24 protein-coding genes are annotated in these 24767 nt (G+C 73.0%); 10 read left to right on the forward strand and 14 right to left on the reverse strand.

From position 1 onward, the window contains the following. Positions 1 to 255 precede the first annotated feature (255 nt). Together QSK21_RS20515 and QSK21_RS20520 are read left to right on the forward strand one after the other, a co-directional pair. Entirely contained in the window at positions 256 to 1704 is a 1449-nt protein-coding gene (locus tag QSK21_RS20515) for an MFS transporter (RefSeq protein ID WP_285698030.1), read from the forward strand. Positions 1705 to 1824: 120 nt separating this feature from the next. Then, positions 1825 to 3705 carry a propionyl-CoA synthetase gene (locus QSK21_RS20520; RefSeq protein WP_285698032.1) on the forward strand — a complete coding sequence of 627 codons (1881 nt, stop codon included), beginning with the start codon at positions 1825 to 1827 and terminating at the stop codon, positions 3703 to 3705. 78 nt (positions 3706 to 3783) lie between these two features. Here QSK21_RS20520 and QSK21_RS20525 read toward each other — a convergent pair whose 3' ends face one another. Further along, a complete protein-coding gene (locus tag QSK21_RS20525; protein ID WP_285698034.1) occupies positions 3784 to 4068 on the reverse strand; it encodes a GlsB/YeaQ/YmgE family stress response membrane protein in 285 nt (94 codons plus the stop codon). Positions 4069 to 4264: 196 nt separating this feature from the next. Between QSK21_RS20525 and QSK21_RS20530 the strand changes: the two genes are divergently transcribed. The 4 genes from QSK21_RS20530 (at position 4265) to QSK21_RS20545 (ending at position 6900) form a co-directional block, all read left to right on the forward strand. Continuing rightward, positions 4265 to 4447, forward strand: coding sequence for a DUF3099 domain-containing protein (locus tag QSK21_RS20530; RefSeq protein ID WP_285698037.1), 183 nt, complete (start codon positions 4265 to 4267; stop codon positions 4445 to 4447). A 58-nt stretch (positions 4448 to 4505) separates the two neighbouring features. Next, the gene (gene fdhD / locus QSK21_RS20535; RefSeq protein ID WP_285698038.1) at positions 4506 to 5333 is read left to right on the forward strand and encodes a formate dehydrogenase accessory sulfurtransferase FdhD; all 828 of its coding nucleotides are present in this window, start codon (positions 4506 to 4508) and stop codon (positions 5331 to 5333) included. Between the two features lie 72 nt (positions 5334 to 5405). Continuing rightward, on the forward strand, positions 5406 to 6323 hold the full coding sequence (locus QSK21_RS20540; protein WP_285698040.1) for an alpha/beta fold hydrolase: 918 nt from the start codon (positions 5406 to 5408) through the stop codon (positions 6321 to 6323). A 142-nt stretch (positions 6324 to 6465) separates the two neighbouring features. After that, a complete protein-coding gene (locus QSK21_RS20545) occupies positions 6466 to 6900 on the forward strand; it encodes a CBS domain-containing protein (RefSeq protein ID WP_285698042.1) in 435 nt (144 codons plus the stop codon). Positions 6901 to 6941: 41 nt separating this feature from the next. Here the strand turns inward: QSK21_RS20545 and yczR are convergent, their stop codons facing one another. Beyond that, complete coding sequence (yczR, locus tag QSK21_RS20550; protein ID WP_285698044.1) at positions 6942 to 8432, reverse strand: MocR-like transcription factor YczR; 1491 nt, start codon at positions 8430 to 8432, stop codon at positions 6942 to 6944. Between the two features lie 105 nt (positions 8433 to 8537). Between yczR and yczE the strand changes: the two genes are divergently transcribed. Then, the gene (yczE, locus tag QSK21_RS20555) at positions 8538 to 9173 is read left to right on the forward strand and encodes a membrane protein YczE (protein WP_285698047.1); all 636 of its coding nucleotides are present in this window, start codon (positions 8538 to 8540) and stop codon (positions 9171 to 9173) included. A gap of 31 nt (positions 9174 to 9204) precedes the next feature. Here the strand turns inward: yczE and QSK21_RS20560 are convergent, their stop codons facing one another. The 4 genes from QSK21_RS20560 to QSK21_RS20575 all read right to left on the reverse strand — a co-directional run bounded on the left by QSK21_RS20560 (position 9205) and on the right by QSK21_RS20575 (position 13365). Next, positions 9205 to 10371, reverse strand: coding sequence for a glycerate kinase (locus tag QSK21_RS20560; protein WP_285698048.1), 1167 nt, complete (start codon positions 10369 to 10371; stop codon positions 9205 to 9207). A 14-nt stretch (positions 10372 to 10385) separates the two neighbouring features. After that, a complete protein-coding gene (locus tag QSK21_RS20565) occupies positions 10386 to 11279 on the reverse strand; it encodes a hypothetical protein (protein WP_285698049.1) in 894 nt (297 codons plus the stop codon). Then, positions 11276 to 12427 (reverse strand): S66 peptidase family protein, encoded by a 1152-nt coding sequence (locus QSK21_RS20570; RefSeq protein ID WP_285698050.1) that lies wholly within the window; start codon positions 12425 to 12427, stop codon positions 11276 to 11278. Before QSK21_RS20570 ends, QSK21_RS20565 begins: the two co-directional genes overlap by 4 nt. A 173-nt stretch (positions 12428 to 12600) precedes the next feature. Next, a complete protein-coding gene (locus tag QSK21_RS20575) occupies positions 12601 to 13365 on the reverse strand; it encodes an SIR2 family NAD-dependent protein deacylase (RefSeq protein ID WP_285698051.1) in 765 nt (254 codons plus the stop codon). 131 nt (positions 13366 to 13496) lie between these two features. Here QSK21_RS20575 and QSK21_RS20580 point away from each other — a divergent pair, with 131 nt between their 5' ends. Then, positions 13497 to 14456, forward strand: a complete 960-nt coding sequence (locus QSK21_RS20580; protein ID WP_285698053.1) for a sulfotransferase family protein — start codon at positions 13497 to 13499, stop codon at positions 14454 to 14456. Here the strand turns inward: QSK21_RS20580 and QSK21_RS20585 are convergent. After that, positions 14440 to 14613, reverse strand: coding sequence for a hypothetical protein (locus QSK21_RS20585; protein WP_285698055.1), 174 nt, complete (start codon positions 14611 to 14613; stop codon positions 14440 to 14442). The genes QSK21_RS20580 and QSK21_RS20585 overlap by 17 nt on opposite strands. Before the next feature lie 188 nt (positions 14614 to 14801). Then, entirely contained in the window at positions 14802 to 16709 is a 1908-nt protein-coding gene (locus QSK21_RS20590; RefSeq protein WP_285698231.1) for an ABC transporter ATP-binding protein, read from the reverse strand. Between the two features lie 250 nt (positions 16710 to 16959). Here QSK21_RS20590 and QSK21_RS20595 point away from each other — a divergent pair, with 250 nt between their 5' ends. Then, on the forward strand, positions 16960 to 18870 hold the full coding sequence (locus QSK21_RS20595) for a Xaa-Pro dipeptidyl-peptidase (RefSeq protein ID WP_285698058.1): 1911 nt from the start codon (positions 16960 to 16962) through the stop codon (positions 18868 to 18870). A gap of 9 nt (positions 18871 to 18879) precedes the next feature. Here QSK21_RS20595 and QSK21_RS20600 read toward each other — a convergent pair whose 3' ends face one another. The 6 genes from QSK21_RS20600 to QSK21_RS20625 all read right to left on the reverse strand — a co-directional run bounded on the left by QSK21_RS20600 (position 18880) and on the right by QSK21_RS20625 (position 24151). Beyond that, complete coding sequence (locus tag QSK21_RS20600) at positions 18880 to 19785, reverse strand: enoyl-CoA hydratase/isomerase family protein (protein WP_285698061.1); 906 nt, start codon at positions 19783 to 19785, stop codon at positions 18880 to 18882. A gap of 178 nt (positions 19786 to 19963) precedes the next feature. Beyond that, positions 19964 to 20176, reverse strand: coding sequence for a helix-turn-helix domain-containing protein (locus tag QSK21_RS20605; RefSeq protein WP_021596738.1), 213 nt, complete (start codon positions 20174 to 20176; stop codon positions 19964 to 19966). Between the two features lie 116 nt (positions 20177 to 20292). After that, positions 20293 to 21891: an ABC-F family ATP-binding cassette domain-containing protein gene (locus QSK21_RS20610; protein ID WP_285698083.1), complete on the reverse strand. Its 1599-nt coding sequence runs from the start codon at positions 21889 to 21891 to the stop codon at positions 20293 to 20295. 201 nt (positions 21892 to 22092) lie between these two features. After that, positions 22093 to 22854 (reverse strand): AIM24 family protein, encoded by a 762-nt coding sequence (locus QSK21_RS20615; RefSeq protein WP_285698085.1) that lies wholly within the window; start codon positions 22852 to 22854, stop codon positions 22093 to 22095. Between the two features lie 5 nt (positions 22855 to 22859). Continuing rightward, complete coding sequence (locus QSK21_RS20620; RefSeq protein WP_285698086.1) at positions 22860 to 23513, reverse strand: AIM24 family protein; 654 nt, start codon at positions 23511 to 23513, stop codon at positions 22860 to 22862. Next, complete coding sequence (locus QSK21_RS20625; RefSeq protein ID WP_285698088.1) at positions 23513 to 24151, reverse strand: AIM24 family protein; 639 nt, start codon at positions 24149 to 24151, stop codon at positions 23513 to 23515. Before QSK21_RS20625 ends, QSK21_RS20620 begins: the two co-directional genes overlap by 1 nt. Positions 24152 to 24258: 107 nt before the next feature. Here QSK21_RS20625 and QSK21_RS20630 point away from each other — a divergent pair, with 107 nt between their 5' ends. Then, positions 24259 to 24654, forward strand: coding sequence for an ABC transporter permease (locus QSK21_RS20630; RefSeq protein ID WP_285698089.1), 396 nt, complete (start codon positions 24259 to 24261; stop codon positions 24652 to 24654). Positions 24655 to 24767 lie beyond the last annotated feature (113 nt).

A 24767-nucleotide genomic window follows, 5' to 3' on the forward strand; every position in this document is an offset into this window, starting at 1 on the left:
AGTTCCCTTCCCGGCAGCCCAGGACGACGGCGCGGCGACCGGTCCGGGAGCCGGGCCGCCCGTCACGCACAACCCTAGAGAGCCCGGGCCCGGCCGCGAAAGGCGATCGCGGAGGTGAGACCTCCGTCTCTCCCGGCGCTCCCGCGTCGCGGCCGGGACCCCCGGGCAAGTTACTTAACTAAACGAAGTATTAGAATCTGGGCCGTCGCCGCGAGCCGTTCGCCGATTCCCGCCCCCCGCGGTTCAGGAGGTCACGTGTCCGCCGGCCTTGGACGTCCGGTGTCCGCCGCAGCGGCACCCGCCCGGCCCCTCCCGGCGGCCCGCCCCGCGGGCGCCGCGCTCACGCTGGTGGCGCTGTCCACGGCGGGCCTCGTGGTCTCGGTGCAGCAGACCATGGTGATCCCGCTGCTGCCCGGCCTCATGACCTCCTTCGACGCGAGCGTGACGGCGGTGACCTGGGTGTTCACCGCGTCCCTCCTGGCCGGCGCGGTGGCGACCCCGCTGCTCACCCGGTTCGGCGACATGTACGGCAAGAAGCGGATGATCCTGCTGGCGATCGGCACGCTGGTGGCCGGGTCGGCGATGTGCGCGCTGTCGGACTCGCTGGCGCTGCTCATCGCCGGGCGCGCGCTGCAGGGCGTGTCGGTGTCGCTGATCCCGCTGGCCATCGGGACGATCAGGGACGCCTTCCCCGCCGACCGGATCACCACCGCGATCGGCGTGGTCAGCGCGACCATGGGCGTGGGCGGCGCCGCCGGCATGCTGGTGACCGGCCTGATCGCCGCCCGCACCACCAGCCACGCCCCGGTGTTCTGGATCGCCGGGGGGCTGGCCGCGGCGGGCATGGTCCTCATCGCGCTGTGCGCGCCCGAGGTGGGCGAGCGCGCGGGCGGCCGTCCCGACCTGCCCGGCGCCGCGCTCATGGCCTGCTGGCTGGTGTGCCTGCTGCTGGCGATCAGCCAGGGCAACACCTGGGGCTGGGGCTCGCCCGCGGTGATCGGCCTGTTCGCCGGCGCCGCCGTGCTGTGCGCGGCCTGGGTGTGGCTGGAGATGCGGGTGCGCGAGCCGCTGGTGCGGCTGGCCCTGCTCACCGGGCGGCGGTCGCTGTCGGCGAACCTGGCCTCGCTGCTGCTCGGCTTCGCGCTGTTCGCGATGTTCACGCTCATCGCCGGGTTCATCCAGACCCCGCGCGAGCGGTTCGGGTACGGGCTGAGCGGGTCCGTCCTGGACGTGGGCCTGTACATGCTGCCCAGCACCGTGACGATGCTCGGGTTCTCCGTGGTGGCGGGACGGATCTCGGCACGGATCGGCCCCGCGTTCACGCTGGCGATCGGGTCGGGTTTCGTGGCGGTGAGCTACATGTGGCTCGCGGTGTCGCACGCCCACGTGTCCGACATCCTGGCGTTCAGCGCGATCCAGGGCATCGGCTTCGGCATCGCCTACGCGGCTCTGGGAACGCTGGCCGTGCAGCACGTCCCGATGGGCGAGAGCGGCATCGCCAGCGGCATCAACTCGCTGGTGCGCACCGCGGGCGGAAGCGTCGCGGGCGCCGTCACCTCGGCCGTGCTGGCGGGCCTGACCATCGCGGGGACCTCGACCCCGACCCTGCACGCCTACGTCGTGTGCTTTTGGATCGGAACGGGCGGCGCGGTGCTGGCCGCGCTGGTCGCGCTCACGCACGGCCTGCGGCACGGGCACACGTGAGGCGTCCCGAACCGACAAGCCACGCCGGGGGCACTTGACGAACCGGGCCTCCGCCATGCCCTATAGGGATGCGCCCCGAATAGGGTATTGGGGCAGCGAACCCGCCCCTCGGAGGAAGCCATGGGCGCCTATGCCGCCGCATACGAACGCAGCATCGCCGATCCGACTCGCTTCTGGGGGCTCGCCGCCCGAGACGTGCGCTGGCTGGTCCCGCCGGACCGCGTCCTGGACGACGGGGCGCCGCCGTTCTACCGCTGGTTCACCGGCGGGGAGCTGAACACCTGCGACAACGCGCTCGACCGCCATGTGGAGGAGGGGCGCGGCGAGCAGCCCGCCCTCATCTACGACAGCCCCGTCACCGGCACCGTCCGCACCTACTCCTACCGGGAGCTGACCGAGCTGGTGGCGCGGTTCGCCGGGGCGCTGCGCGACCTCGGCGTGGACCGGGGCGACCGCGTCGTCATCTACCTGCCGATGATCCCCGAGGCGGTCATCGCGATGCTGGCGTGCGCGCGGCTCGGCGCCGTCCACTCGGTGGTGTTCGGCGGCTTCGCGGCCAACGAGCTGGCGGTGCGGATCGACGACGCGCGGCCCAAGGTCGTGGTGTCGGCGTCCTGCGGCATCGAGGGCTCACGGATCGTCCCGTACAAGCCGCTGCTGGACCAGGCGCTGGAGCTGGCCTCGCACAAGGTGGACCGCTGCGTGATCCGGCAGCGCCCGCAACTGCACGCCGACCTGGTGCGCCCGCGCGACACCGACTGGGACGAGGCGGTCGCGGGCGCGGAACCGGCCGAGTGCGTGCCGGTGGCGGCGACCGACCCGCTCTACATCCTCTACACATCGGGGACCACGGGACGTCCCAAGGGCGTGGTGCGCGACAACGGCGGGCACGCGGTGGCGCTGCGCTGGTCGATGGAGAACGTCTACGGCGTCGGTCCCGGCGACGTCTTCTGGGCCGCCTCGGACGTGGGCTGGGTCGTCGGGCACTCCTACATCGTGTACGGCCCGCTGCTCACCGGCTGCACCACCGTCCTGTACGAGGGCAAGCCGGTCGGCACTCCCGACGCGGGCGCGTTCTGGCGGGTGGCGGCGCAGCACCGGGTGAAGGCGCTGTTCACCGCGCCCACCGCGATCCGCGCCATCAAGAAGGAGGACCCGGAGGGCGCGCTGCTCGCCGGGCACGACCTGTCGTCGATGGACACGCTGTTCCTGGCCGGGGAGCGCACCGACCCCGACACCTACCACTGGGCGACACGGGTGCTGGGCAAGCCGGTCGTGGACCACTGGTGGCAGACCGAGAGCGGCTGGCCGATCGTGGCGAACCCCCGCGGGCTGGAGCCCATGGAGATCAAGCCGGGGTCGCCCTCGGTGCCCGTCCCCGGCTACGACGTGCGGGTGCTGGGCCCGGACGGCGCGCCGGTGCCGCCGGGCACCGACGGCGACATCGTGCTGCGGCTGCCGCTGCCGCCCGGCAACCTGTCGACGCTGTGGCAGGACGACGAGCGGTTCGTGGAGTCCTACCTCACCCGCCATCCCGGCCACTACCTGACCGGGGACGGCGGGCGCATCGACGAGGACGGCTACGTCTGGGTGATGGGACGCACCGACGACGTCATCAACGTGGCCGGGCACCGGCTGTCCACCGGGACGATGGAGGAGGTCATCGCGGCGCACCCGGCCGTGGCCGAGTGCGCGGTGATCGGGGTGGCCGACGAGCTCAAGGGGCAGGTGCCGCGCGGGTTCGTGGTGCTGAAGAGCGGCGTGGACACCGACCCCGCGGCGCTCCGGGACGAGCTGGTGGCGATGGTGCGCGGGCAGATCGGGCCGGTCGCGGCGTTCAAGGAGGTCGCGGTGGTCCCGGCGCTGCCCAAGACCCGTTCGGGGAAGATCCTGCGCGGGGTGATGCGGGGCATCGCCGACGGCCGGGACGTGCCGGTGCCGTCGACGATCGAGGACCCCTCCGTCCTGGACGACCTGCGCCCGATCCTGCGGTCCGGGTGACCCGGGCGCACCGCGCCGGCGGGCATGGGCGCCGCGCCAGCGGGCATGGGCGCCGCGCCCGCGAGCGGGGCGCCCGCGCTAGCGCCGGGCGTCCGTTCCGGCCCTCCGTTTCGGCCACAGCGCGGCCAGCACCGCGACGATGATCACGGCCGCGGCGATCTGGAACAGCGTCTCCCAGAAGTTCCAGCCCCGGGTCTCCAGGTCGAAGGCGTTGGCCAGCGCGGTGCCCACGAAGGCCGCGACGATGCCGGCCACGACCGTCAGCCAGACCGGCAGGTCCTGCTTGCCCGGCACGATCAGCCGGCCCAGCGAGCCGATGATCGCACCGAAGATGATCGCGGTGATGATCCCCCCGATGGTCATGTGCGCTTCCCTCCTAGGGTGATGCGTCACCGCATGGATACCCAGAGTGGACATGTACCACACGACCAGCACAATCACTGGCAATTCCGGCGTGACCCCGTGGCCGACCGGAAGCAGGAGCGGCTCTACGCCTCCTGGGGCGGCCGGCGCCCGCGGGTCCCGGTTCGGACCGGCGTCCGCCGGGAATGGCCCGGTCATGAGGCGCCGCAAGGTCGTGTACGGGATCATGATGGGCGTCTGCCTGACACTGTTCGTGCTGGCCTGGACGGTGGTGTGGCGGTTCTCGGTGACGGCCGCCCTCGCCATGTCGGTGGTCGCGATGATCATTCCGCCGTTCGCCGTGATCGTGGCCAACTGGAACGTCGAGCGCCACGACTGAAGGCGACACGGGCGAAGGGAACACGACTGAGAGCGGCCCGCGTGGGTAGCGTCGCCGTATGGGTCGCATCACCGTGCGCAGGCCGGTTCTGAGGGTGGGCACGGCCGGTGTGCGCGGCCGCAGGCCCGACACGCTCGCCGTCGAGGAGCCGCTCGAGATCCGGGTGGCGGGCCGACCCCTGACGATCACCATGCGCACGCCGGGTGACGACTTCGAGCTGGTGGCGGGGTTCCTGGCCGCCGAGGGCGTCATCGCCCGGCCGGACGATCTGGTGGCGATGCGCTACTGCGCCGACACCACCGAGCAGAACACCCTGGACGTGGCCCTGGCGGACGGGGTCGAGCCGCCCTCCGAGCTGATGCGCCGCGCCTTCGCCACCACCAGCGCGTGCGGGGTGTGCGGCAAGGCGAGCATCGAGGCGCTGCGGGTACGGCGTCCCTACGACGTCGCCTCCGACCAGGTGCGCCTGACCGCGGTGTCGCTGGCCGCGCTGCCGGACCGGCTGCGGGAGGCGCAGCGGGTGTTCGAGCGCACCGGCGGGCTGCACGCGGCCGGGCTGTTCGACGCGTCCGGCGGGCTGCTGGTCCTGCGCGAGGACGTGGGACGGCACAACGCGGTCGACAAGGTCGTCGGCTGGGCCCTCGCCAAGGGGCTGCTCCCGCTGTCCGGCCATGTGCTGATGGTGAGCGGCCGCGCCTCCTTCGAGCTGACGCAGAAGGCGGCGCAGGCGGGGATCCCGGTGCTCGCGGCGGTGTCGGCGCCCTCGTCCCTGGCGGTGGAGCTGGCCGAGGACGCCGGGATGACGCTGATAGGGTTCCTGCGCGGCGAGACCATGAACGTCTACACGGGCGCGCACCGGATCGAGGCGGACGCGCCCGTGATGTGACGTTCGCCCTCCGTGGCGGGGGTCACGTCCGGAGGGCTTGACCGGCGACCGCCGTCCAGGATGATTGACGGCGTGTCCGATAACCCCGGCCCGAGGCGGCGGCGGGTCCAGGGCGACGACGCCGACCTGGCCGTCTACGAGCAGGGCGAGCCGTCCCGCCCCGCCGTGCTGCTCCTGCACGGCTACCCCGACACCCACGCGGTATGGGACGAGGTCGCCGACGAGCTCGCCGGCGACTTCCACGTGATCCGCTACGACGTGCGGGGCGCGGGCGCGTCGTCCCGGCCGCCGGACACCCGGAGCTACGCCTTCGAACATCTGATGGCCGACCTGCGGGCCGTGCTGGACGCCGTCTCCGGCGGCCGGCCGGTGCATCTGGTGGGACACGACTGGGGCTCGATCCAGGCGTGGGAGGCGGTCTGCACCATGCCGGAGCGGTTCGCCTCGTTCACCTCGATCTCCGGGCCGTGCCTGGACCACGTCGGGCACTGGACCCGCCGCGCGCTGGCCCGGCGGACGCCGCGCGCCCTCAGGCGCCTGGCGGGACAGTGGGCGCGGTCCTGGTACATCTCCTTCTTCCAGATGCCGATGCTGCCCGAGCTGCTCTGGCGGTACGGCAGGGGCGGGCTGTTCACACGGGCGCTGGAGATCGGCGAGGGCGTGCGTCCCCGTCCCGGCCATCCGGCCCCGACGCTGGCGCGCGACGGGGCCGACGGGGTGGGCCTCTACCGGGCCAACATGCGCGAACGGCTGCGCCGCCCGCGGGACCGCAGGACCGACGTGCCCACACAGGTCATCGTCCCGACCAAGGACCTGTTCGTGTCGCCCCACCTGGTGGAGGGCCTGGCGGCCCGCGTCCCGAACCTGTCGCTGCGCGCCATCGCGGCGGGGCACTGGGTGCCGCGCAGCCACCCCGGAGTGATCGCGGCCTGGATCGCCGAGCACGCCACCGGGGTCCGGAACGCCGGGCCGCGCACCGTGCGCCCCTGATACCGGCCGGGCACCCGATTTCCTACCCTCGCAGGGGTTTTCCCGCCCGGCGAGTCATGCCACCTTGGCAGCAGGAGCCCGGCGCACGGCCCACCGCGGCCCTTCCCGGGCGGCGTCCGAACCGGCACCGGAGTGTGATGTCATGCGGATACGCGAGCTTCTGCGCGGAAAGGGGACGGCGGTCGCGACCGTGCCTCCCGACGCGACCGTGAGGGACCTGCTGGCCACGCTGGCCGAGCACAACATCGGCGCGGTGGTGGTCTCCGCCGACGGCGCCACGATCGCCGGGATCGCCTCCGAGCGCGACGTGGTGCGCGGCCTGCACGAGCACGGCGCCGGCCTGCTCGGTCGGCCGGTCTCGGAGATCATGACCGCCGAGGTGCGGACCTGCGATCCCGGCGCCGCCGTGGACGACCTGCGGCGCACCATGACCGAGCACCGCATCCGGCACCTGCCGGTCGTCGAGGACGGGCGGCTGGCCGGCATCGTCAGCATCGGCGACGTGGTCAAGAGCGCCATCGACGAGCTGGAGAGCGAGCGCGAGTACCTGGTCGGCTACATCCAGAACGCCCAGTAGCCGTCGTCCACGCAGTCCCTACACGTAATTTCTACACGTGCCTACACGTAGGCGGGCAGCGGCCGGGCCGGCGGCGCCGACCGCACCTCGGCGAAGGCCCTCGCCAGCCGCTCGGCCGCCTCGCGCAGCGTGCCGGGCGGCAGGACGTACGGCAGCCGCACGTAGTCCTCCAGCACGCCGTCCGCGCCGAACACCGGGCCGGGGACGATCCGGACGCCCAGCCGCTCGGCCGCCTCGGCGAGCGGCGTGGACACGGGGGCGCCCAGCCTGGCCCACAGCGACATGCCGCCGTCGGGCAGGACGAAGTCCCATGAGGACAGCAGCTCGCGCAGCGCGGCGGCCAGCGCGTCCCGCGAGCGCAGCAGATCCCTGGCGCGCTCGGCGCGGACCTCCTCGATCCGCCCCATCAGCTCCCGCACGATCAGCTGGTCGATCACCGGGCTGGCGATGTCGGTGGCCTCGCGCGCCACCGTCAGCCGCCGGGCCAGGGGCGCCGTGGCGCGGATCCACCCGATCCGCATCCCGCCCCACATCAGCTTCGACGCCGAGCCGATGGTGATCACCCGGCCGCCGGTGTCGAACGCGGCCATCGGCGGCACCGGCTCCTCCTCCAGGTCATGGGCCAGCTCGGCGAAGGTCTCGTCCGCCACCACCAGCGCGTCGGCGCGGCGGGCGGCATCGATGAACGCGGCCCGGTCCTCCTCCCCCATCAGCCGTCCCGTCGGGTTGTGGAAGTCGGCGATGGTGTAGGCGAGCCGCACCGCCGCCTGCCGCATGCTGCCGGCGGCCAGTTCCACGTCCCAGCCCTCGTTCACGCCGACCGGGACCAGGCGGGCGCCGGCCCTGCGCAGCGCGTCCAGGGCGTGCGGGTAGGTGGGCCGTTCGACCATGACGGGCGTGCCCGGGTCCACCATGAGGTGGGCCAGCAGCGTGAGCGCGTGCTGCGCGCCCGTGGTCACCACGATCTGGTCGGGACGGGTCGGCACGCCGCGCCGCGCGTAGCGGTCGGCGATCGCCTCCCGCAGCGTGACGAGCCCGGCGGGCTCGTAGCCGGGCCCGCAGGTGTAGCGGGGCAGCTCGGCGACCGCCGCCGCGACCGCCTCGTCGAAGATCGAGGGCACGCCCGGCGTGGCACAGCCCAGGTCGATGAACCCCGCGTCGGCGGCGGGCGCGTGCGCCATCCCGAACGAGAGTCCCGCTCCCCCGCGCGTCCGCGCCGGGACCGGGCGCGGCGCCGGGCCGGTCATGGTGGTGGGCGGAAGCGCCGTCCAGCTCCCCGCGCCCCGGCGGCTCTCGACGTACCCCTCGTCGCGGAGCCGGTCGTAGGCGGCCGTGACCGTGGTGCGGCTGACGCCGAGCGCGGCGGCCAGGTCGCGTTCGGCCGGGAGCCGGGTGCGCAGGGCGAGCCGTCCATCGAGCACCAGCGCCCGCACGGCGCGCGCCATGGCCAGGTAGTAGGGCCGCTCCTGGGGGACGTCGCCCAGCAGGCGCGCGAGCTGGGTGCCGTTGACATAGCGCATGTTCGTGCTCATACAAGCCACTTTCGCACATTGGCCCTCCACCTGACAGGCCAAACCCCGCCAGACTGGTCACGTCACGCGGCGAAATCGGTGGGAACATGGTGGAAAGGTGCGTCAATGGCCTTGATGGCGCGGAGACTGGTCCAGCTCTACGCGGGATTGGCTTCGTACGGGCTCGGCATCGCCCTGCAAGTGGAGTCCATGCTGGGGAACGATCCCTGGGACGTGTTCCACCAAGGGCTGTCCCGGCGGTTCGGCCTCTCGATCGGGGCCTGGATCGTCATCGTCGGCGCGGCGGTGATGCTGGCCTGGATCCCGCTGCGGCAGCGGCCCGGCCTCGGCACGATCAGCAACGCCGTGCTGGTGGGCGTGTTCGCCGACCTGTTCCTGTGGCTGCTGCCCACGCCCGGCCACCTGGCGGCGCGCTGGGCGTTCCTGCTCGCCGCGATCGTGGTGGGCGGGTTCGCGACCGGCTGCTACATCGGCGCGGGGCTCGGGCCGGGACCGCGGGACGGGCTGATGACCGGGCTGGCCGCGCGCGGCCACTCCATCCGGGTCGTGCGGACCTGCATCGAGGTGACCGTGCTGGCGGCCGGCTGGCTGCTGGGCGGCACGGTCGGCGTCGGGACCGTCCTGTACGCGCTGACGATCGGGCCGCTCGCGCACGTCTTCGTCCCCATGCTGGCGATCGAGAGGCCGGGAGCGGGGGACGACGGCACGCCCGTCCCCGAACCCGAACCGGCCGGCCGGTGACGACCGGCAGGTGACGACCGGCACGTGACGGTCAGCCGAAGCGCAGCCGGACGACCTGCTCGGCGAGACCGGCCAGCAGGCGGTCCGCCGAGCCGGTCAGCTCGTCCAGGGTGCGGGGCCCGTCGGCCAGGCTGAAGACGGCGGTCATGCCCATCGCGTGCAGGGGTTCCAGCGGCCCCGCGACACTCCCCGCCAGGGCGACCACGGGGACGCCGCGCTCGCGGGCCATCGACGCCACCACGGACACGACCTTGCCTCCGGCGCTCTGCGCGTCCACCCGGCCCTCGCCGGTGACGACCAGGTCGGCGCCCGCCAGGGCGGTGCCCAGCCCGACCGTCTCGGCCACCAGTTCGGCGCCCCGCGCGGGCTCGGCGCCGAGCAGGGCCACCATGCCCCCGCAGACGCCTCCGGCCGCGCCCGCGCCCGGCAGGTCGTGGACGCGCACGCCGGTGGTCTCGGCGAGGACGTCGGCGAACCGTTCCAGCGCCGCGTCCAGCTCCTTCACCTGGCCCGGTGAGGCGCCCTTCTGCGGCGCGAACACCTCGGCGGCGCCCTTGGGCCCGATGAACGGGTTCGTCACGTCGCACGCGACCCGGAACCTGGCCTCGCGCACGCCGTCCGGGATGCCCGAGGCGTCGATCGAGGCGATCCTGGCGAGCGCGCCCCCGCCGGGCGGCAGCTCGGCCCCCTGCGCGTCCAGGAACCGCACCCCGAGCGCGCGCAGCAGCCCGGTGCCTCCGTCGGTGCCGGCGCTGCCGCCGATGGTGACCAGGATGTCGCGGGCGCCGTTCTCGACGGCGTCGGCGATCAGCTCGCCGGTTCCGGCGGTGTCGGCGCGCAGCGGGTCCGGCTCGCGGTCGGCGACCAGCGGAAGCCCGGACGCCGAGGCCAGCTCCACCACGGCGGAGCGCCCGTCGATCGACAGCGCGTACCGGGCGGGGATGCGGCGCCCCAGCGGGTCCTGGACGTTCAGGACCATCTCCTGGCCGCCGAGCGCCGCCAGGAAGCAGTCCAGCGTGCCCTCCCCGCCATCGGCCATCGGCACCGACGCGACGACCGCGTCGGGGATCGCGCGGCGCGCGCCCTCGGCGACGATCTCGCACACCTCGACGGCGTCGAGGCTGCCCTTGAACGAGTCGGGCGCCACGACGATCCGCGGCGGCCGGGGCCGGCCGCCGCTTCCGGAGTCTCGGGCCACGGTGCTCACCTTGGTCAGGGCTCGGCCGTCAGGGTCGTGAGGACGGAGGCGAACTCGGTGGGCAGCACCAGCGCGTCGTCCTCGTACCGGGTCTCCAGCAGGGTGAGCTCGCCGGCCCGCCACCAGTACAGGTGCGGGCTGAGCGACCCCGGGCCCTCCTCGTAGGCCGTGTGGGCCTGGCTCTGGAGCTCGCGGGCCGCGGCGACGGCGGCGCGGTAGCGGGCCCTGGGCGGCTCGCCATGGGCGGGCTGGATGGGGTGCGCGACGATCAGGCTGCGGTTGGGCGCGATCACCAGCGCCCCGTAGGGGCCGATCGGCAGGTACTCCTCCAGCCAGGCCAGATGGGTGACGGCGTAGAACGTCCAGCCGTGCAGGGCGGCGACCCGCACGCCGCCCAGGTCCTGCTCCTCCATCTGGAGGGGGCCGTCGGCGCGGACGTTGGCGCGGCCCAGCATGAACAGCGCGTCGCCGGAGACCGGCCAGCCCTCCATCTCCTCGGTGGTGACCGTGCGGACCGTGGTGGGCGTGTCGACCACCACGACCTCGATCAGGCCCGGCGCGAACGGCCGTGCGGCCAGCACGCCGTTGTCGGCCTCGGCCGGGTAGATCCGGGTGCGCAGCAGGTGCTGCGCCAGGTCGAAGTCGCTCAGGTCGAGCGGCTCCTCGATCGCGGTGACGATCGTGGTGACATGGTCGGAGACCAGCGCGGGCCAGTCGTCGCGCGGCACCAGCCGGGCGAGCTGCCGCAGGTTGCGCATGCTGACGTGCAGCCGGTTGGCGCCCTCCAGGAGCATCACGTCGCCCGGCACCCGCCGCGAGGCGTAGCCCAGGCTCTCGGCGACCAGCACCAGCAGCGAGTCCAGGGTGCCGTCGTCCGCCGGATCGGGACGCGCGTGCCTGCCGCTCATCGCACACCTCCTGGCTGCGCGTCCAGGGTCCGCGCGTGGGTGTCGAGCCGGTACGGGGCGCCCAGCTCGAGGGTCAGCTGGCGCGGCCCGTGCCCCACGGGCAGCCCGGCCAGGATCGGCACGCCGAGCGGCCCGAGCCGCCCAGCGAAGACGGCGTCGAGCTCGGCGGGGTCGCCGCAGCCCGGCCACGCTCCCAGGGCGATCCCCGCCGCCCCGTCGAACCAGCCCGCCTGCAGCAGTTGGGTCAGCATCCGGTCGACCCGGTACGGGGCCTCGGCGACGTCCTCCAGGAAGACGATCCGGCCCGTGGCGGGCGGCGGCGCATAGGGGGTGCCCATCAGCGCCGCGAGCAGGGACAGCGTGCCGCCCGTGAGGGGGCCCTCCGCCGTTCCCTCGCACAGGACGCGGGTGCCGGTGATCTCCGTGCCGGTACGGCCGTCGGCGGCGGTCTCCGAGCCGAACAGGACGGCGCGGAAGTGCTCCAGTGACCGCCGGTGCCAGTCGCCGTCGGCCGTGCCGCCGTCGGTCCCCTCGGTGAACAGCTCGCTCGCCACCATCGGCCCGAAGGACGTGGTGACGCCCAGCCGCCGCCCGAACGCCATGTGCAGGGCGGTGATGTCGCTGGACCCGTGCAGGATCTTTGGAGCGGTCCCGCCGGAAGGCGCCGCCAGGCGGTCCCAGTCCAGGTGGTCGAGGACGCGGGTGGCTCCGTAGCCTCCGCGGGCGCACAGGACGGCACGCACTCCGGGGTCGCACCAGGCCGCGGTGAGGTCGGCGGCCCGGTGGGCGTCGGCGCCCGCGATCCGCTGCCAGCCCTTGCGCGCCGCGCCCGCCGTGGACGAGCCTGCCTCGGCAGGCCCGGCGTCCGCGAGCCCGGCGTCGGCGAGCGCTGTGTCGGCGAGGACGTGCTCGGCGACGGTGACCCGCAGGCCCAGCTCGCGCAGGATGCCGCGGCCCTTCTCCAGCCGGACGGGGTCGACGGGGCCGCTCGGCGCGACCACGGCCACCCGGTCGCCGGGCGCCAGCCGGCCGAAGCGCCGGGGGCGATCGGGGTCGGTTTCGGACAGCCCTCCGGCCCCGCTGTCAAGAGGCCGGTCGGACGCGCCCCGGCGGCCCGGCCGCCGCCCGGTGCGGGACACCCCGCTCACCAACCCGATCCCTCCTTGCTCCGTAACGGATAGAGCTTGTCAGGATTGCGCCGCCAGGGGAAGAGGGCCCAAGTCACGACCCGCCAACAAACCGGCGCCCCATGGGTCACCACTGTATGGCCAATCGATGACCACCCGATCACTTCACGGACACCCCGCGTCAGGCCGGGCGGTCAGCGCGGGGCGCCGAGGGCCAGCTCCACCAGGCGTGGCAGGGCGGTCCCGATCGGCTCGCGCAGCACCGCGTCGGCCAGCTCGTCGTACGGCGTGGCCTGGGCGTTCATGATGACCAGCCGGGCGCCGTGCTCCACCGCCTCCAGGCACAGGCCCGCGGCGGGCTGGACGGTCAGCGAGGTGCCGACGGCCAGGAACAGGTCGCAGGAGCGGGCGGCGTTGATCGCGGCGTCCAGCACCTCCTGCTTGAGCGCCTGGCCGAAGGAGATCGTGGCCGACTTCTGGATGCCGCCGCAGGCCGCGCAGGGCGGGTCCTCCTCGCCGGCCTCCACCCTGTCCAGCACCTCGCGCATCGGGGTCAGCCGCCCGCACGACAGGCACTCGGCGTCCCGGATGTTCCCGTGGATCTCGATCACCAGCTCGCCGCCGGACCCGGCCCGCTGGTGCAGCCCGTCGATGTTCTGGGTGATCAGCGCGCGCAGCCGGCCGGCCCGCTCCAGGTCCACCAGGGCGCGGTGGCCGGCGTTGGGCTCGGCGTCCCAGGCGGCGTGGTCCAGCCGGGACCTCCAGGCGCGCCGCCGCACCTCGGCGTCGGCCAGGTAGGCGTCGATCGTGGACATCGCCTCGGCGCCGGGGTCCATGGTCCACACGCCCCTCGGCCCGCGGAAGTCGGGGATCCCGCTGTCGGTGCTGATCCCGGCGCCGGTCAGCACGGTGATCGCCGCCGCCTCGGGCAGCCACTGCGCCAGGGTCATCGCGCTCATGGACACCCAGGTTAAGGTCCGGAACACCGGTTCTGCTCCGATTATCCTGGCAAGCTACGGGCCATGATCGCCTTGGCTCTGAGCCGGCCCGCACGCGCGCCACGACGAGAGATGAGAAACTGGGCGGTGGTATGAAGGCGACGCCGCACATCCTCGTGGTCAACGGGACCAAGGTCCGGCGCCCCGTGTTCATCCTGGGATCACCGCACTCCGGTGCCGAGCTGCTCGCGCGGGCGGTGAAGCGCTCGGCGGGGTTCCATCTGACCATGGGCCGCCCGGGCGTCCTCCGGGTCACCTACGCCTTCGCCCGGCGGCCGTCGCTGGCCGCCGAGCGGGGACGCGGTGCCGCCCGGGTGCTGCGGGACGCCTACGCCGACGCGTGGCGGATCTCCGGGCACGGCTGCGCGGAGTGCCCGGACGACTGCTGGCGGGCCGCCGGGCTGCGCCGGCCGCCGCGGGGCGGCGGGCCCGAGGCGGCCGGACACGAGGGGACCGAGCCGCCCCGTTGCGTGGAGCCGCGCGGCGTGGACCGCTTCGGCGACGCCTCCCCCGACCTGCTCTACAGCGCCGACGTGCTGCTGGACGCCTTTCCCGACGCGCAGTTGCTCCAGGTGATCAGGGACGGCCGGGACGTGGTCGCCGACATGCTCGCCGACGAACGCTGCCTGGCCTGGTTCAAGCCGGGCCTGGCCAACCTGGACGAGGTGTTCCCCAACCCGTTCCTGGGCGTGGAGGAGGACGTGGAGCGCACCCGCTGGCCGAAAGCGGCGGCCGCGGTCAAGTGCGCCCTGCGCTGGCGCGGCTCGGTACGGCTCAGCGCCCGGCTGCGCGCCCAGACGCCCGAGGACCAGCTCCTCACCGTCCGGTACGAGGATCTGGTCCGGTCGCCGGGCGCGACCGCGGACGGCGTGTCGGAGTATCTGGGGACGCAGATCTCCAAGCTCGCCCTGACCAACGGCAAGAGGGAGATCGGGGCGGCCAGGGTGGGCGGCTGGCGCAAACGGCTGACCACGCGGCAGCTCGCCCAGGTGGAACGGGTCGCCGGCGCCGAGCTGGGCCGCCTGGGCTATCCGCTCAGCGCCTCCGGGTGACCGCGGCGGGCGACAGCCGGGGGCCGAGCCATCCGATGGCGACGCCGGTGGCGCCCAGGCCCACCAGCATGACGGTGTACCGGGCCGGGGCGTTCCTGCCGAGCCGCTGGATCATCCGCGCCGGGTTCGGCACGGGACGGCCGATCGTCGGGCGCATCCTGTCCTCCTTCGACGACGCGCGAGCCCCGTGACCGCGGGGCTCACGGGTTCACGGGGAGCGTGACGCGCTCGGGTGGCCGCCGGGTTGCCGGACCGGCGCGCCCAGAGGAAGACCAGGAGACCGTCCACCCGAGCGCGGATCAACGGATGCTTCCCCGGAGATCGGGGATTACTCCTCGCGTGTCCTCAGTCACCCTGGGAGGTCTTGGAGAGGGTCAGCCTCTCGGCCTGCCGGGCGAACTGGGTCCGGTAGAGCTCGGCGTACAGGCCGCCCCGCAACAGCAGGTCCTCGTGGCGGCCCCGCTCGGCCACCCGGCCCCCGTCGATCACCAGGATCTGGTCGGCCTCCCGGATGGTGGACAGCCGGTGCGCGATCACCAGCGAGGTGCGTCCGGCCAGCGCGGCCCGCAGCGCCCGCTGGACGGCGGCCTCGGACTCGGAGTCCAGGTGCGCGGTGGCCTCGTCCAGCACCACCACCGAGGGCGACTTCAGCAGCAGCCGCGCGATGGCCAGGCGCTGCTTCTCCCCGCCCGACAGCCGGTAGCCGCGGTCCCCGACGATCGTGTCCAGGCCCTCGGGCATCTCGGCCACCAGCCCGCCGATCTGCGCGGCCTCCAGCGCCTCCATGATCTCCTCGTCGGTGGCGTCCGGGCGGGCGTAGCGCATGTTGACGCGGATCGAGTCGTGGAACAGATGGGCGTCCTGGCTGACCACGCCGACCTGGGCGCGCAGCGACTCCAGCGTGACGTCCCTGACGTCCTGCCCGCCGATGCGGACCGCGCCGCCCGTCACGTCGTACAGCCGGGAGACCAGGTGGGTGATGGTGGACTTGCCGGCGCCGGACGGCCCCACCAGCGCGACCATCTGCCCCGGCTCCACCGTGAACGACACCCCGTGCAGGACCTGGCGGCCCGGCGCGGTGTCGGGACGCGCGATCGACTCCAGCGAGGCCAGCGACACCTCCTCGGCGGAGGGGTAGGCGAACACCACGTCGTCGAACTCGATCGAGGGCGCCGCGGCCCCGGCGGAACGCGACGCCTCGGCGCCGTCCTTGTCGGCGATCAGCGGCTTGAGGTCCAGCACCTCGAAGACCCGGTCGAAGCTCACCAGCGCGGTCATCACGTCCACATGGACGTTGGACAGCGCGGTCAGCGGGCCGTACATGCGGGTCAGCAGGGTCGCCAGCGCGACCAGCGTGCCCAGCTCGAAGGCGCCGTCGACCACCAGGAACCCGCCGACCCCGTACACCATGGCGGTGGCCAGCGCGGCGACCAGCGTGAGCGCGGTGAAGAAGACCCGGCCGTACATCGCCGACACGATGCCGATGTCGCGGACCCGGGCGGCGCGGTCGGAGAAGTTCTCCTCCTCCTCGGCGGGCCGCCCGTACAGCTTGGCCAGCATCGCCCCGGCCACGTTGAACCGCTCGGTCATCAGCGAGCTCATCTCGGCGTCGAGCTGCATCTGCTCGCGGCTGATCCGCGACAGCCGCCTGCCCACCCACTTGGCGGGCAGCACGAACACCGGCAGCAGCAGCAACGCGATCAGCGTCACCTGCCAGGAGAGGATCACCATCGTGACCAGCACCAGCACCAGGCTGATCACGTTGGAGACCACCGAGGAGAGCGTGGTGGTGAGGGCGCGCTGCGCCCCGATCACGTCGTTGTTGAGCCTGCTGACCAGCGAGCCGGTCTGCGCCCGCATGAAGAACGCCACCGGCTGGCGCTGCACGTGCCCGAACACCTGCGTCCGCAGGTCGTAGATCAGGCCCTCGCCCACGCGCGCCGAGTACCAGCGCTGGGCCAGGCCGAGCACCGCCTCCACCAGCGCCAGCCCCGCCACGCCGAGGGCGAGGTAGACCACCAGGTCATGGCGGCCGGGGACGATGCCACGGTCGATGATCGCCTTGAGCAGCAGCGGGTTGGCCACCACGATCAGCGCCGCCAGCGAGTTCAGCGCCAGGAAGATCACCAGCTCGCGCACATAGGGGCGGGCGTAGCCCGCGATCCGCTTGACCGTGCCCGGCTTCAGCCGCTGCTGGGTGACCGAACCGTCCCGCCGGAACGAGGCCATCACCTGCCAGCCGTTGGCCGGCATCCCCGGCATCCCCACGTTCTGCCTCCGACTCTCCGCCCCCGGCTTGTCGCGTAATCAAGTAAGCATCTCAGTGCGCCATGGTGAACGCCTCCTCGGCCCCGTCGCTTCCCCGCTCCGCTCAGGGCGAAATGCCGCGGTCCGGGGCGTTCGCGTGCGCGGGCGCCTTGAGGGGGCGGATCCCCTGGACGCCTTGCCCCGGCGGCGGTAAAAGTGATCAACATCTTCCGGCTCATCACCCCCAGGAGCCCTTGTGACACGACGCCTCCTGCGAGGCGGCGCCGGCGTGATCACCCTCGTCGCCGCGCTGCTCGCCACCACCGCGCCCCCCTCGGCGGCGGCACCGCCGTCCCAACCCAGGATCAAGGTCGAGAACGGCGAGACCCAGCCCGTCTTCTCCCGGGCCGAGGCGATCACCCAGACCGTCAGCATCGAGACCACCGTGGACAGCGACTCCGACGGCGTCCGCGACCGCGTGCAGATGCGGATCATGCGTCCCAAGGAGACCGAGCGGGGCCTCAAGGTGCCCACCATCCTGGAGCCCAGCCCGTACTGGGCCGGGACGCACGACATCCCGCTGTACCCGGTGGACATCGACGGCGCGCAGACCAAGTCCGGCGCCGTCGTGAACCGGAACCTGGCGGAGATCTTCCCCGGCTACTACGACAACTACTTCCTGCCGCGCGGCTACGCGGTGGCGAACCTGGACAGCGTCGGCACGGGCGGCTCGACCGGCTGCCCCACCTCCGGCGACCGCGCCGAGCAGCTCGGCACCAAGGCGGCGGTGGACTGGCTGAACGGCCGCGCCCGCGGGTGGGCGCCGGACGGGACGCCGGTGAAGGCGACCTGGTCCACCGGCAACGTCGGCATGATCGGCCAGTCCTACAACGGGACGCTGCCCAACATGGCCGCGGCCACCGGCGTCGAGGGGCTGAAGGCGATCGTGCCGATCGCCGCGATCTCCAGCTGGTACGACTACTACCGCGCCAACGGCGGCGTCGTCGCGCCCGGCGGCTTCCAGGGCGAGGACCTGGACATCCTGGTCCGGGTCGTCCTCACCCGGCAGAACCCCGAGGTCTGCCAGAAGGTCATCGACGACCTGACCGCCACCCAGGACCGGGTCACCGGCGACTACAGCCGGGTCTGGGCCGACCGCGACTACGTGGACGACGCCCGCAAGGTGCGCGCCGCGGTGATGGTCGTGCACGGCCTGAACGACTGGAACGTCAAGGTCAAGAACTCCGTCCAGTGGTGGAACGCGCTCAAGCGGGCGGGCGTGCCGCGCAAGCTGTGGCTGCACCAGGCCAACCACGCCACGCCGTTCCGCTGGCGGCTGGAGGAATGGCTGCGGCAGACGCACCACTGGTTCGACCGCTGGCTGTACGACATCGACAACGGCATCACCAGGGAGCCGCGGGTCGACATCGAGCGCGCCCCCGGCCAGTGGGAGACCGCCCGCGACTGGCCCGTCCCCGGCACCCGGCACGTCCCGCTGAGCCTGAACGCGGGCCGGGGCGCCGCGCAGCCCGGTGACCTGTCGCCGTGGCCGCGTCCAGGGGCCGCCCAGTCCCTGGTGGACGCGGGCCGCACCCGCACCGCCGAGCAGTTGCTGGTCAACGAGACCCAGGCCGATCCCAACCGCCTGGCTTTCCTGACCCCGGCGCTGAAGAAGCCGGTCCGGATCAACGGCATCCCCAAGGCCACCGTCCGGGCGTCCCTGGACGGCCGCTCACCGTACCTGACCGCGCTGCTGGTGGACTACGGCACCGACACCCGCCCGACCGGCGCCCGCGTCGACACCGGTGAACGCGTCTGCTTCGGCCAGGGCGTCGAGGGCGACGACGGCTGCACGACCCGCCAGGCGCACCGCACCGAGACCGCCCCGTTCAAGATCATCACCCGTGGCTGGCTGGACGCCCGCAACCGGCACAGCCCGAGCCGCACCGAGCCGATCGCGCCGGGCCGGATGTACGACTTCCGCTGGGACCTCGAACCCACCGACTACGTCGTCAAGCCCGGCCACCGGCTCGGGGTGGTCGTCCTGTCCACCGACCACGACTTCACGCTGCGCTACCCGGCCGGGACGAGACTCGCCCTCAAGCCGGGAAGCAGCAAGGTCTGGCTGCCGGTGGCGCCCGGAGGCGCGGAGGCCCTCGGGCGGTGACGGGGCCGGCTACCGGTTGAGAGCGCGCAGGCGGCCGATCTGCTCCCGCCGTTCGGCCGCCGCCTGCTCCTCCAGCGTGTTCCCCGGGGCCTGCCGCAGCAGGCGCTTGGTCGCCACGGCGGCCCCGGGGTCCACCGCCAGCAGCGCGTCGACCAGTCCGCGCACGGCGCCGTCCAGGCCGCCCTCGGGCGCGACGATCTCGGCCAGGCCCAGCCGGGCCGCCTCCTCGGCCTCGACGGTGCGCGCGGTCAGGCAGATCTCCAGTGCGCGCGGCAGTCCCACGATGTCGACCAGCGGCTTGGTGCCGGTCAGATCGGGGACGAGACCGAGCGCGGACTCCTTCATGCAGAACCTGGCGTCCGGCGCGATCACGCGCAGGTCGCAGGACAGGGCGAGCTGGAACCCTGCCCCGATGGCGTGGCCGTGCACCGCCGCGACGGACACGATCTCGGGGCGGCGCAGCCAGGTGTAGCCCGCCTGGAGGCCCGCGATGAAGCGGTCGTCCCCCTCGGGGTCGGGACCGCTCGGCCCCACCGATCCTGGGGCGGAGAACATGGCCAGGTCGATGCCGGCCGAGAAGCACGGCCCCTCGCCGCGGATCACCACCACGCGCACGCCGTCGGGCAGGCTCGCGCCGATCTCCGCCAGGGTGCGCCACATCGTGAACGTCATGGCGTTGCGGCGCTCCGGACGGTTCAGCGTGATGGTCGCGACCGCGCCGTCCACCAGCAGGCGAAGCCCCGCCTCCTCCAGGCGGGGCCCCAGCGCCTCGGCCCCGGGGACCGGTCCCTCCCCGGCCGTTCCCCGGGCCTCTCCGTTCCGGGGGCGCGAGCCCCCTGCCTCGGCCGTGACCTGTTCCGGTCCCGGCGCGGCGCCCTTCACATCGTCACCCGCGTCGACACGTCCATCCGCCATCCGCTGTCCTTCCGCACGGGGGCCGTGGCCGGTGCCCGCGCACCGGCGGCGCGGCGAGGAGGAGGGGGAGGAGGAGGAGCGGGTCTCCCCGCGGCCTGCCCGCCGCCACTACCGAATCCTATTCGGACGATGGCGGCGGCGGGTCAGGCGGTGCGCTCATTCGGGGGTCGATGCCCTTTCAGGACTTCTTACCGCGCGTCGCCCCACCGCGACCGCGCAGGTTGACGCCGGACTCGGTGAGAATCCGGTGGATGAAACCGTACGAGCGGCCGGTGGCGGCTGCCAGGGCGCGGATGCTCTCGCCGGAGTCGTACCTCTTCTTGAGATCCGCCGCCAGCTTGTCGCGCTCGGCACCGGTCACGCGGGTGCCCTTCTTCAGGGTCTCGGCCACGAGTACCTCCCGTAGTGATGTGGTGACCGCTGCGTTATCCCCCGCCATGATCAGTCATTCCCGCGCGTTCGGCTACCCACTCCACCAGAAAAGATCTGCTTGGAACGCACCGCAGGTCACGCCAGCGCCACCAGATCGGAAAACTCGTCACTCCAGATGTCTTCCACACCATCGGGGAGCAATATCACTCTTTCCGGCTGGAGTGCCTCCACGGCGCCCTCGTCGTGCGTCACCAGGACGATGGCGCCGGTGAAGGTGCGCAGCGCCGCCAGGATCTCGGCGCGGCTGGCCGGGTCGAGGTTGTTGGTCGGCTCGTCGAGCAGCAGCACGTTGGCGCTGGACACCACCAGCATGGCCAGCGCCAACCGGGTCTTCTCGCCGCCCGACAGCACCCCGGCGGGCTTGTCCACGTCGTCGCCGGAGAACAGGAACGAACCGAGGATCTTGCGGACCTCGACCGGCGCCAGTGCGGGCGCCGCGGACTGCATGTTCTCCAGGACCGACCGCTCGGTGTCCAGGGTCTCGTGCTCCTGGGCGTAGTAGCCGATCCGCAGCCCGTGCCCGGCCACCACGGTGCCGGTGTCGGGCTTGTCGACCCCGGCCAGCAGCCGCAGCAGCGTGGTCTTGCCGGCGCCGTTCAGGCCCAGCACCACGACCCGGCTGCCGCGGTCGATGGCCAGGTCCACATCGGTGAAGATTTCCAGCGAGCCGTAGGACTTCGACAGGCCCGTCGCGGTCAGCGGGGTCCTGCCGCACGGCGCGGGCTCGGGGAACCGGATCTTGGCGACCTTGTCCTTCTGCCGTTCGCCCTCGACCCCGGCCAGCAGCTGCCGGGCGCGCCGGTCCATCTGCTGCGCCGCCTTGGCCTTGGTCGCCTTGGCCCGCATCTTGTCCGCCTGCGACAGCAGCGCCGCGGCCTGCCGCTGGGCGTTGGCCGACTCGCGCTTGCGCCGCCGTTCGTCGGTCTCGCGCTGCGCGAGATAGGTCTTCCAGCCGACGTTGTAGACGTCGATCACGCAGCGGTTGGCGTCCAGGTGGAAGATCCGGTTGACCACCGCGTCCAGCAGGTCCACATCGTGGCTGATCACCACCAGCCCGCCCTGGTGGGACTTCAGGAAGTCGCGCAGCCACATGATCGAGTCGGCGTCGAGGTGGTTGGTGGGCTCGTCCAGCAGCAGCGTGTCGGCCCCGGAGAACAGGATGCGGGCCAGCTCCACCCGCCGCCGCTGCCCGCCGGACAGGGTGCCCAGCGGCTGGGTCAGCACCCGGTCGGGCAGGCCCAGGCTGGAGGCCATCGAGGCGGCCTCGGCCTCGGCGGCGTAGCCGCCCAGTACGTGCAGCCGCTCCTCCAGCCGCCCGTACCGCCGGACGGCCTTGTCGCGCTCGGCGCCGGACGCCGTGGCCATGCGCTCCTCGGCCTCCCGCAGCTTGGCGAGCACCTCGTCCAGGCCGCGCGCGGACAGGATGCGGTCGCGCGCCAGCTCCTCCAGGTCGACGTCGCGCGGGTCCTGCGGGAGGTAGCCGACCGTGCCCGAGCGCGTCACCTCGCCCCGCGCGGGCAGCGCCTCCCCGGCCAGGACCTTGGTGAGGGTCGTCTTGCCCGCGCCGTTGCGGCCGACAAAGCCCACCCGGTCGCCCGGATTGACCCGGAACGAGGCGGACTCGATCAGCAGCCGGGAGCCGGCGCGCAGCTCGATGTCTTTGGCGATGATCACGGTGAGGGGCTTCCCTGGACGTCAACACGGCGGCGGGCACGAACAAGCGCGTCACGGTCCGCGACCGCGACGCGCCGTGGAGCCTGTCAGCTCGGGAACGAAACCATTCGATCAGTGTACGTGAGATGTGAACGCCGCCGGAGGAGCGTGATTCCCCGCCGTGCGGCCGACCCGGGCGTGCCGCCGGAGCCGTGCGGGCCGTCACTGCCGCTCGGCGGCCAGCCGCTGCCCGATGGTCCGGTGCAGGCGTTGCAGGCCGCCCACGCCCAGCAGGCCGACCTGCCCCTCCAGATCGCGCAGCAGCGTGTCCTCGTCGGCCACGACCTCCGAGGACTGCATCAGCACCGTGCCCTGCCCGGTGAAGTCGAACTGGTGCTCCTCTCCGGACGTGCCGCCGACACCGAACATCATGCGGGCCGCGCCCAGCACGCCCCGCATGTAGGAGTGGTCGTAGTGGTGGCAGGGCGAGGGACAGTCGGCCCAGCCGAGCAGCGCCTGCGGGTCCACCCGGATCGGCGGCTCCACGAAGTGCACCGGCCCGTTGGAGGCGGCCACGAACCGTCCCGTCCCGATGAGGGTGAGGAAGCCCGGGATGATCGACTGCTTGAGCTCCAGGCCGGGCTCGAACGCCAGCAGGTTCCCCGCCCTGATGGTCAGGTTGCCGTCGTCCAGGTCATAGGAGTTGACGTCGAAGCCGCGGTCGGCCAGCAGCAGCCTGCCCTGGCCGGAGGCCACGATCCAGTCGTGCGCGTACAGCGGGGAGTGGAAGTTGGCCGCGACCAGGGCGTCCAGCGGCCCGGCCGACAGCGCCTCGAACCTGATCCGCCCGTAGTAGGCGATCATCTTGCCCTTCTGCGTGAACCACTGGCCGTTGAGGTCCACGCTGAAGCAGTAGGGGTTGACGTTGTCGTTGGACGGCAGCGTCATCGCGTTGTACGTGGGCGTCGGTGTGGGAGTGGTCACGGGTCTCAGATCTTTCTCTCGCTGGCCTGCACGTAGACGACGCCGGAGCCGGACAGTTCGAGCTGGAAGCCCTCGCCGGAACCGCGTCCGATCATGTCGCGCAGCCCGACGGCGGTGGTGAGCCTGTTCTGCACCTGGCCCCGGTGCGCGACGTACGCCTGGGGATCGACGTGGACGGGGCTCTGGGGGGTGATCGGCAGCTCCATGACCCCGCCGTGCGACAGCAGCGCGCACGAGCCCTGCCCGTTCAGCGTGCTGGTGAACAGTCCCTGGCCGCTGACCGCGCCGCGGATCACGCCCCGCATCCCGCCCTGCTCGCCCATGAACAGCGTCCCGAGCTGGAGGGTGGCGTCGTACACCAGCAGCCGGTCGGCCTCCACGACCAGCGTCTCGCCGGGGACCAGGTCGACGACCTTGACGTGCAGCCCGGCCTGCCCGAACAGCGCGGTGCCCTGCCCGGTGACGTGCATCATGGCGCTGTGCTCGCCCGCCATGGCGCGGCCGAGGGTGCCGCCGATGCCCTGCCCGGCGGTGGCGGTGGGCGCGAACGACACCCGTCCGGTGTAGGCCAGCATCGCGCCGCGCTTGCTGTAGACCTCCTGTCCGGGCGCGATCGTCACCTGGAGCATCTTGGAGTTGATCGACTCGTATCCGGGCATCAGATCTCCAGAATCCCGCCGCGCTCGGCCGGCTGCACGTAGACCAGGCCCTGCCCCTGGTACTGGAACTGGACGCTCTCGCCCGACCCCTGCCCCAGCACGGTCCGCCAGTTGACGTCGGTCACCACGCTCTGCTGCAACTGGCCGTGGTGCGCGACGTAGGCGTGCGGATCGACGCACAGCGGCATCTGCGGCGTCACCTCCAGCGCGATCGCCGGGCCCGCCGACAGGATCGCGACCATGCCGTGACCGCTGACCTTGGTGGTCGCCAGGCCCTGGCCGGTGCCCATCCCGCGCAGCCCGACGAACTCCACGCCCGTCTGCAACTGCCCGTCCAGAGCCAGCAGGCTCTCCGACTCCACGAACAGCGTGTCGCCGTGCAACTGGACGAGCGTGACCTCCGTGGCCTCACTGGCCAGGTAGACGGTGCCATGCCCGGAGACCTCCATGAGGGTCATGCCCTCACCCGCGATGCGGCGCTTGAGCGCCCCGCGCAGCCCCTCGCCTCCGGTCATGCCCTGCCGTTTGAACGCCATCTGCCCCTCGTAGGCGACCATGGACCCGTTCAGCGCCCTGACGGTCTCGCCCGCGAGATCGACGGCCAGCATCTTCGAGCCGTTCAATCGGAATCGCGTCACAGCGTCACAAGATACCGGCCGGAGGGCCGCGGGCACCGTGGCCGGGCGCGGCGGCGGGCACGACGCTTCCGTCGCGCGTCTCGGCCGGATCGGGAAAGATGTCGGCCATGTGGATCGCCCCCGACAACCGGAGCCCCGTCCGCTGGGCCGTGCCCGCGCTCGTTCTCGCCGCCGGAGCGGTGGTGGCCGCGGTGCTGGCCGCCGAGGGCCGCGCCGGCACCGGGCTGGTCGCGCTGGCCGTGCTGGCCGGGTACGCCGCCGCGCTGGCCTACCGGCGCAACGAGCCGGCGCTGACGATCAGCGAGGGGTTCGGCAGCGGGCACCGGGCACGGGCCCACCTGCGCGCCGCCGCGATGACCGGTGACGTGCTCACCTGCGCCGTGGTCGCCGCGGTCGTGGTGCAGGGGCTGCGCGGCGCCGACATCACCCCGTACGTGTGGCTGGCCGCGCTCGGCGGCGTCACGTACCTGCTGTCGGCGATGGCGACCGGCCGCCCGTTCTGAGCCACGCCCCCTCCGTGCCACCCCGGGGCCACCCGCCCGGGAACGCGCAGGCCGGCCGGTCAGGGCACAGAGGAAGTGTGCGTGAACATCTCCTGACAACTGCGGTTTCGTCC

The sequence above is a fragment of the Actinomadura sp. NBRC 104412 genome (assembly GCF_030269515.1).
GTDB lineage: Bacteria > Actinomycetota > Actinomycetes > Streptosporangiales > Streptosporangiaceae > Spirillospora.

Bases quoted from the DNA above. Each gene is read 5' to 3' on its own strand.
- QSK21_RS20520 (WP_285698032.1), top strand. From the start codon at position 1,825: ATGGGCGCCTATGCCGCCGCATACGAACGCAGCATCGCCGATCCGACT.
- QSK21_RS20525 (WP_285698034.1), bottom strand. From the start codon at position 4,068: ATGACCATCGGGGGGATCATCACCGCGATCATCTTCGGTGCGATCATC.
- QSK21_RS20530 (WP_285698037.1), top strand. From the start codon at position 4,265: ATGAGGCGCCGCAAGGTCGTGTACGGGATCATGATGGGCGTCTGCCTG.
- fdhD (WP_285698038.1), top strand. From the start codon at position 4,506: ATGGGTCGCATCACCGTGCGCAGGCCGGTTCTGAGGGTGGGCACGGCC.
- QSK21_RS20545 (WP_285698042.1), top strand. From the start codon at position 6,466: ATGCGGATACGCGAGCTTCTGCGCGGAAAGGGGACGGCGGTCGCGACC.
- yczR (WP_285698044.1), bottom strand. From the start codon at position 8,432: ATGAGCACGAACATGCGCTATGTCAACGGCACCCAGCTCGCGCGCCTG.
- yczE (WP_285698047.1), top strand. From the start codon at position 8,538: ATGGCCTTGATGGCGCGGAGACTGGTCCAGCTCTACGCGGGATTGGCT.
- QSK21_RS20565 (WP_285698049.1), bottom strand. From the start codon at position 11,279: ATGAGCGGCAGGCACGCGCGTCCCGATCCGGCGGACGACGGCACCCTG.
- QSK21_RS20575 (WP_285698051.1), bottom strand. From the start codon at position 13,365: ATGAGCGCGATGACCCTGGCGCAGTGGCTGCCCGAGGCGGCGGCGATC.
- QSK21_RS20580 (WP_285698053.1), top strand. From the start codon at position 13,497: ATGAAGGCGACGCCGCACATCCTCGTGGTCAACGGGACCAAGGTCCGG.
- QSK21_RS20585 (WP_285698055.1), bottom strand. From the start codon at position 14,613: ATGCGCCCGACGATCGGCCGTCCCGTGCCGAACCCGGCGCGGATGATC.
- QSK21_RS20590 (WP_285698231.1), bottom strand. From the start codon at position 16,709: ATGCCGGCCAACGGCTGGCAGGTGATGGCCTCGTTCCGGCGGGACGGT.
- QSK21_RS20600 (WP_285698061.1), bottom strand. From the start codon at position 19,785: ATGGCGGATGGACGTGTCGACGCGGGTGACGATGTGAAGGGCGCCGCG.
- QSK21_RS20620 (WP_285698086.1), bottom strand. From the start codon at position 23,513: ATGCCCGGATACGAGTCGATCAACTCCAAGATGCTCCAGGTGACGATC.
- QSK21_RS20630 (WP_285698089.1), top strand. From the start codon at position 24,259: ATGTGGATCGCCCCCGACAACCGGAGCCCCGTCCGCTGGGCCGTGCCC.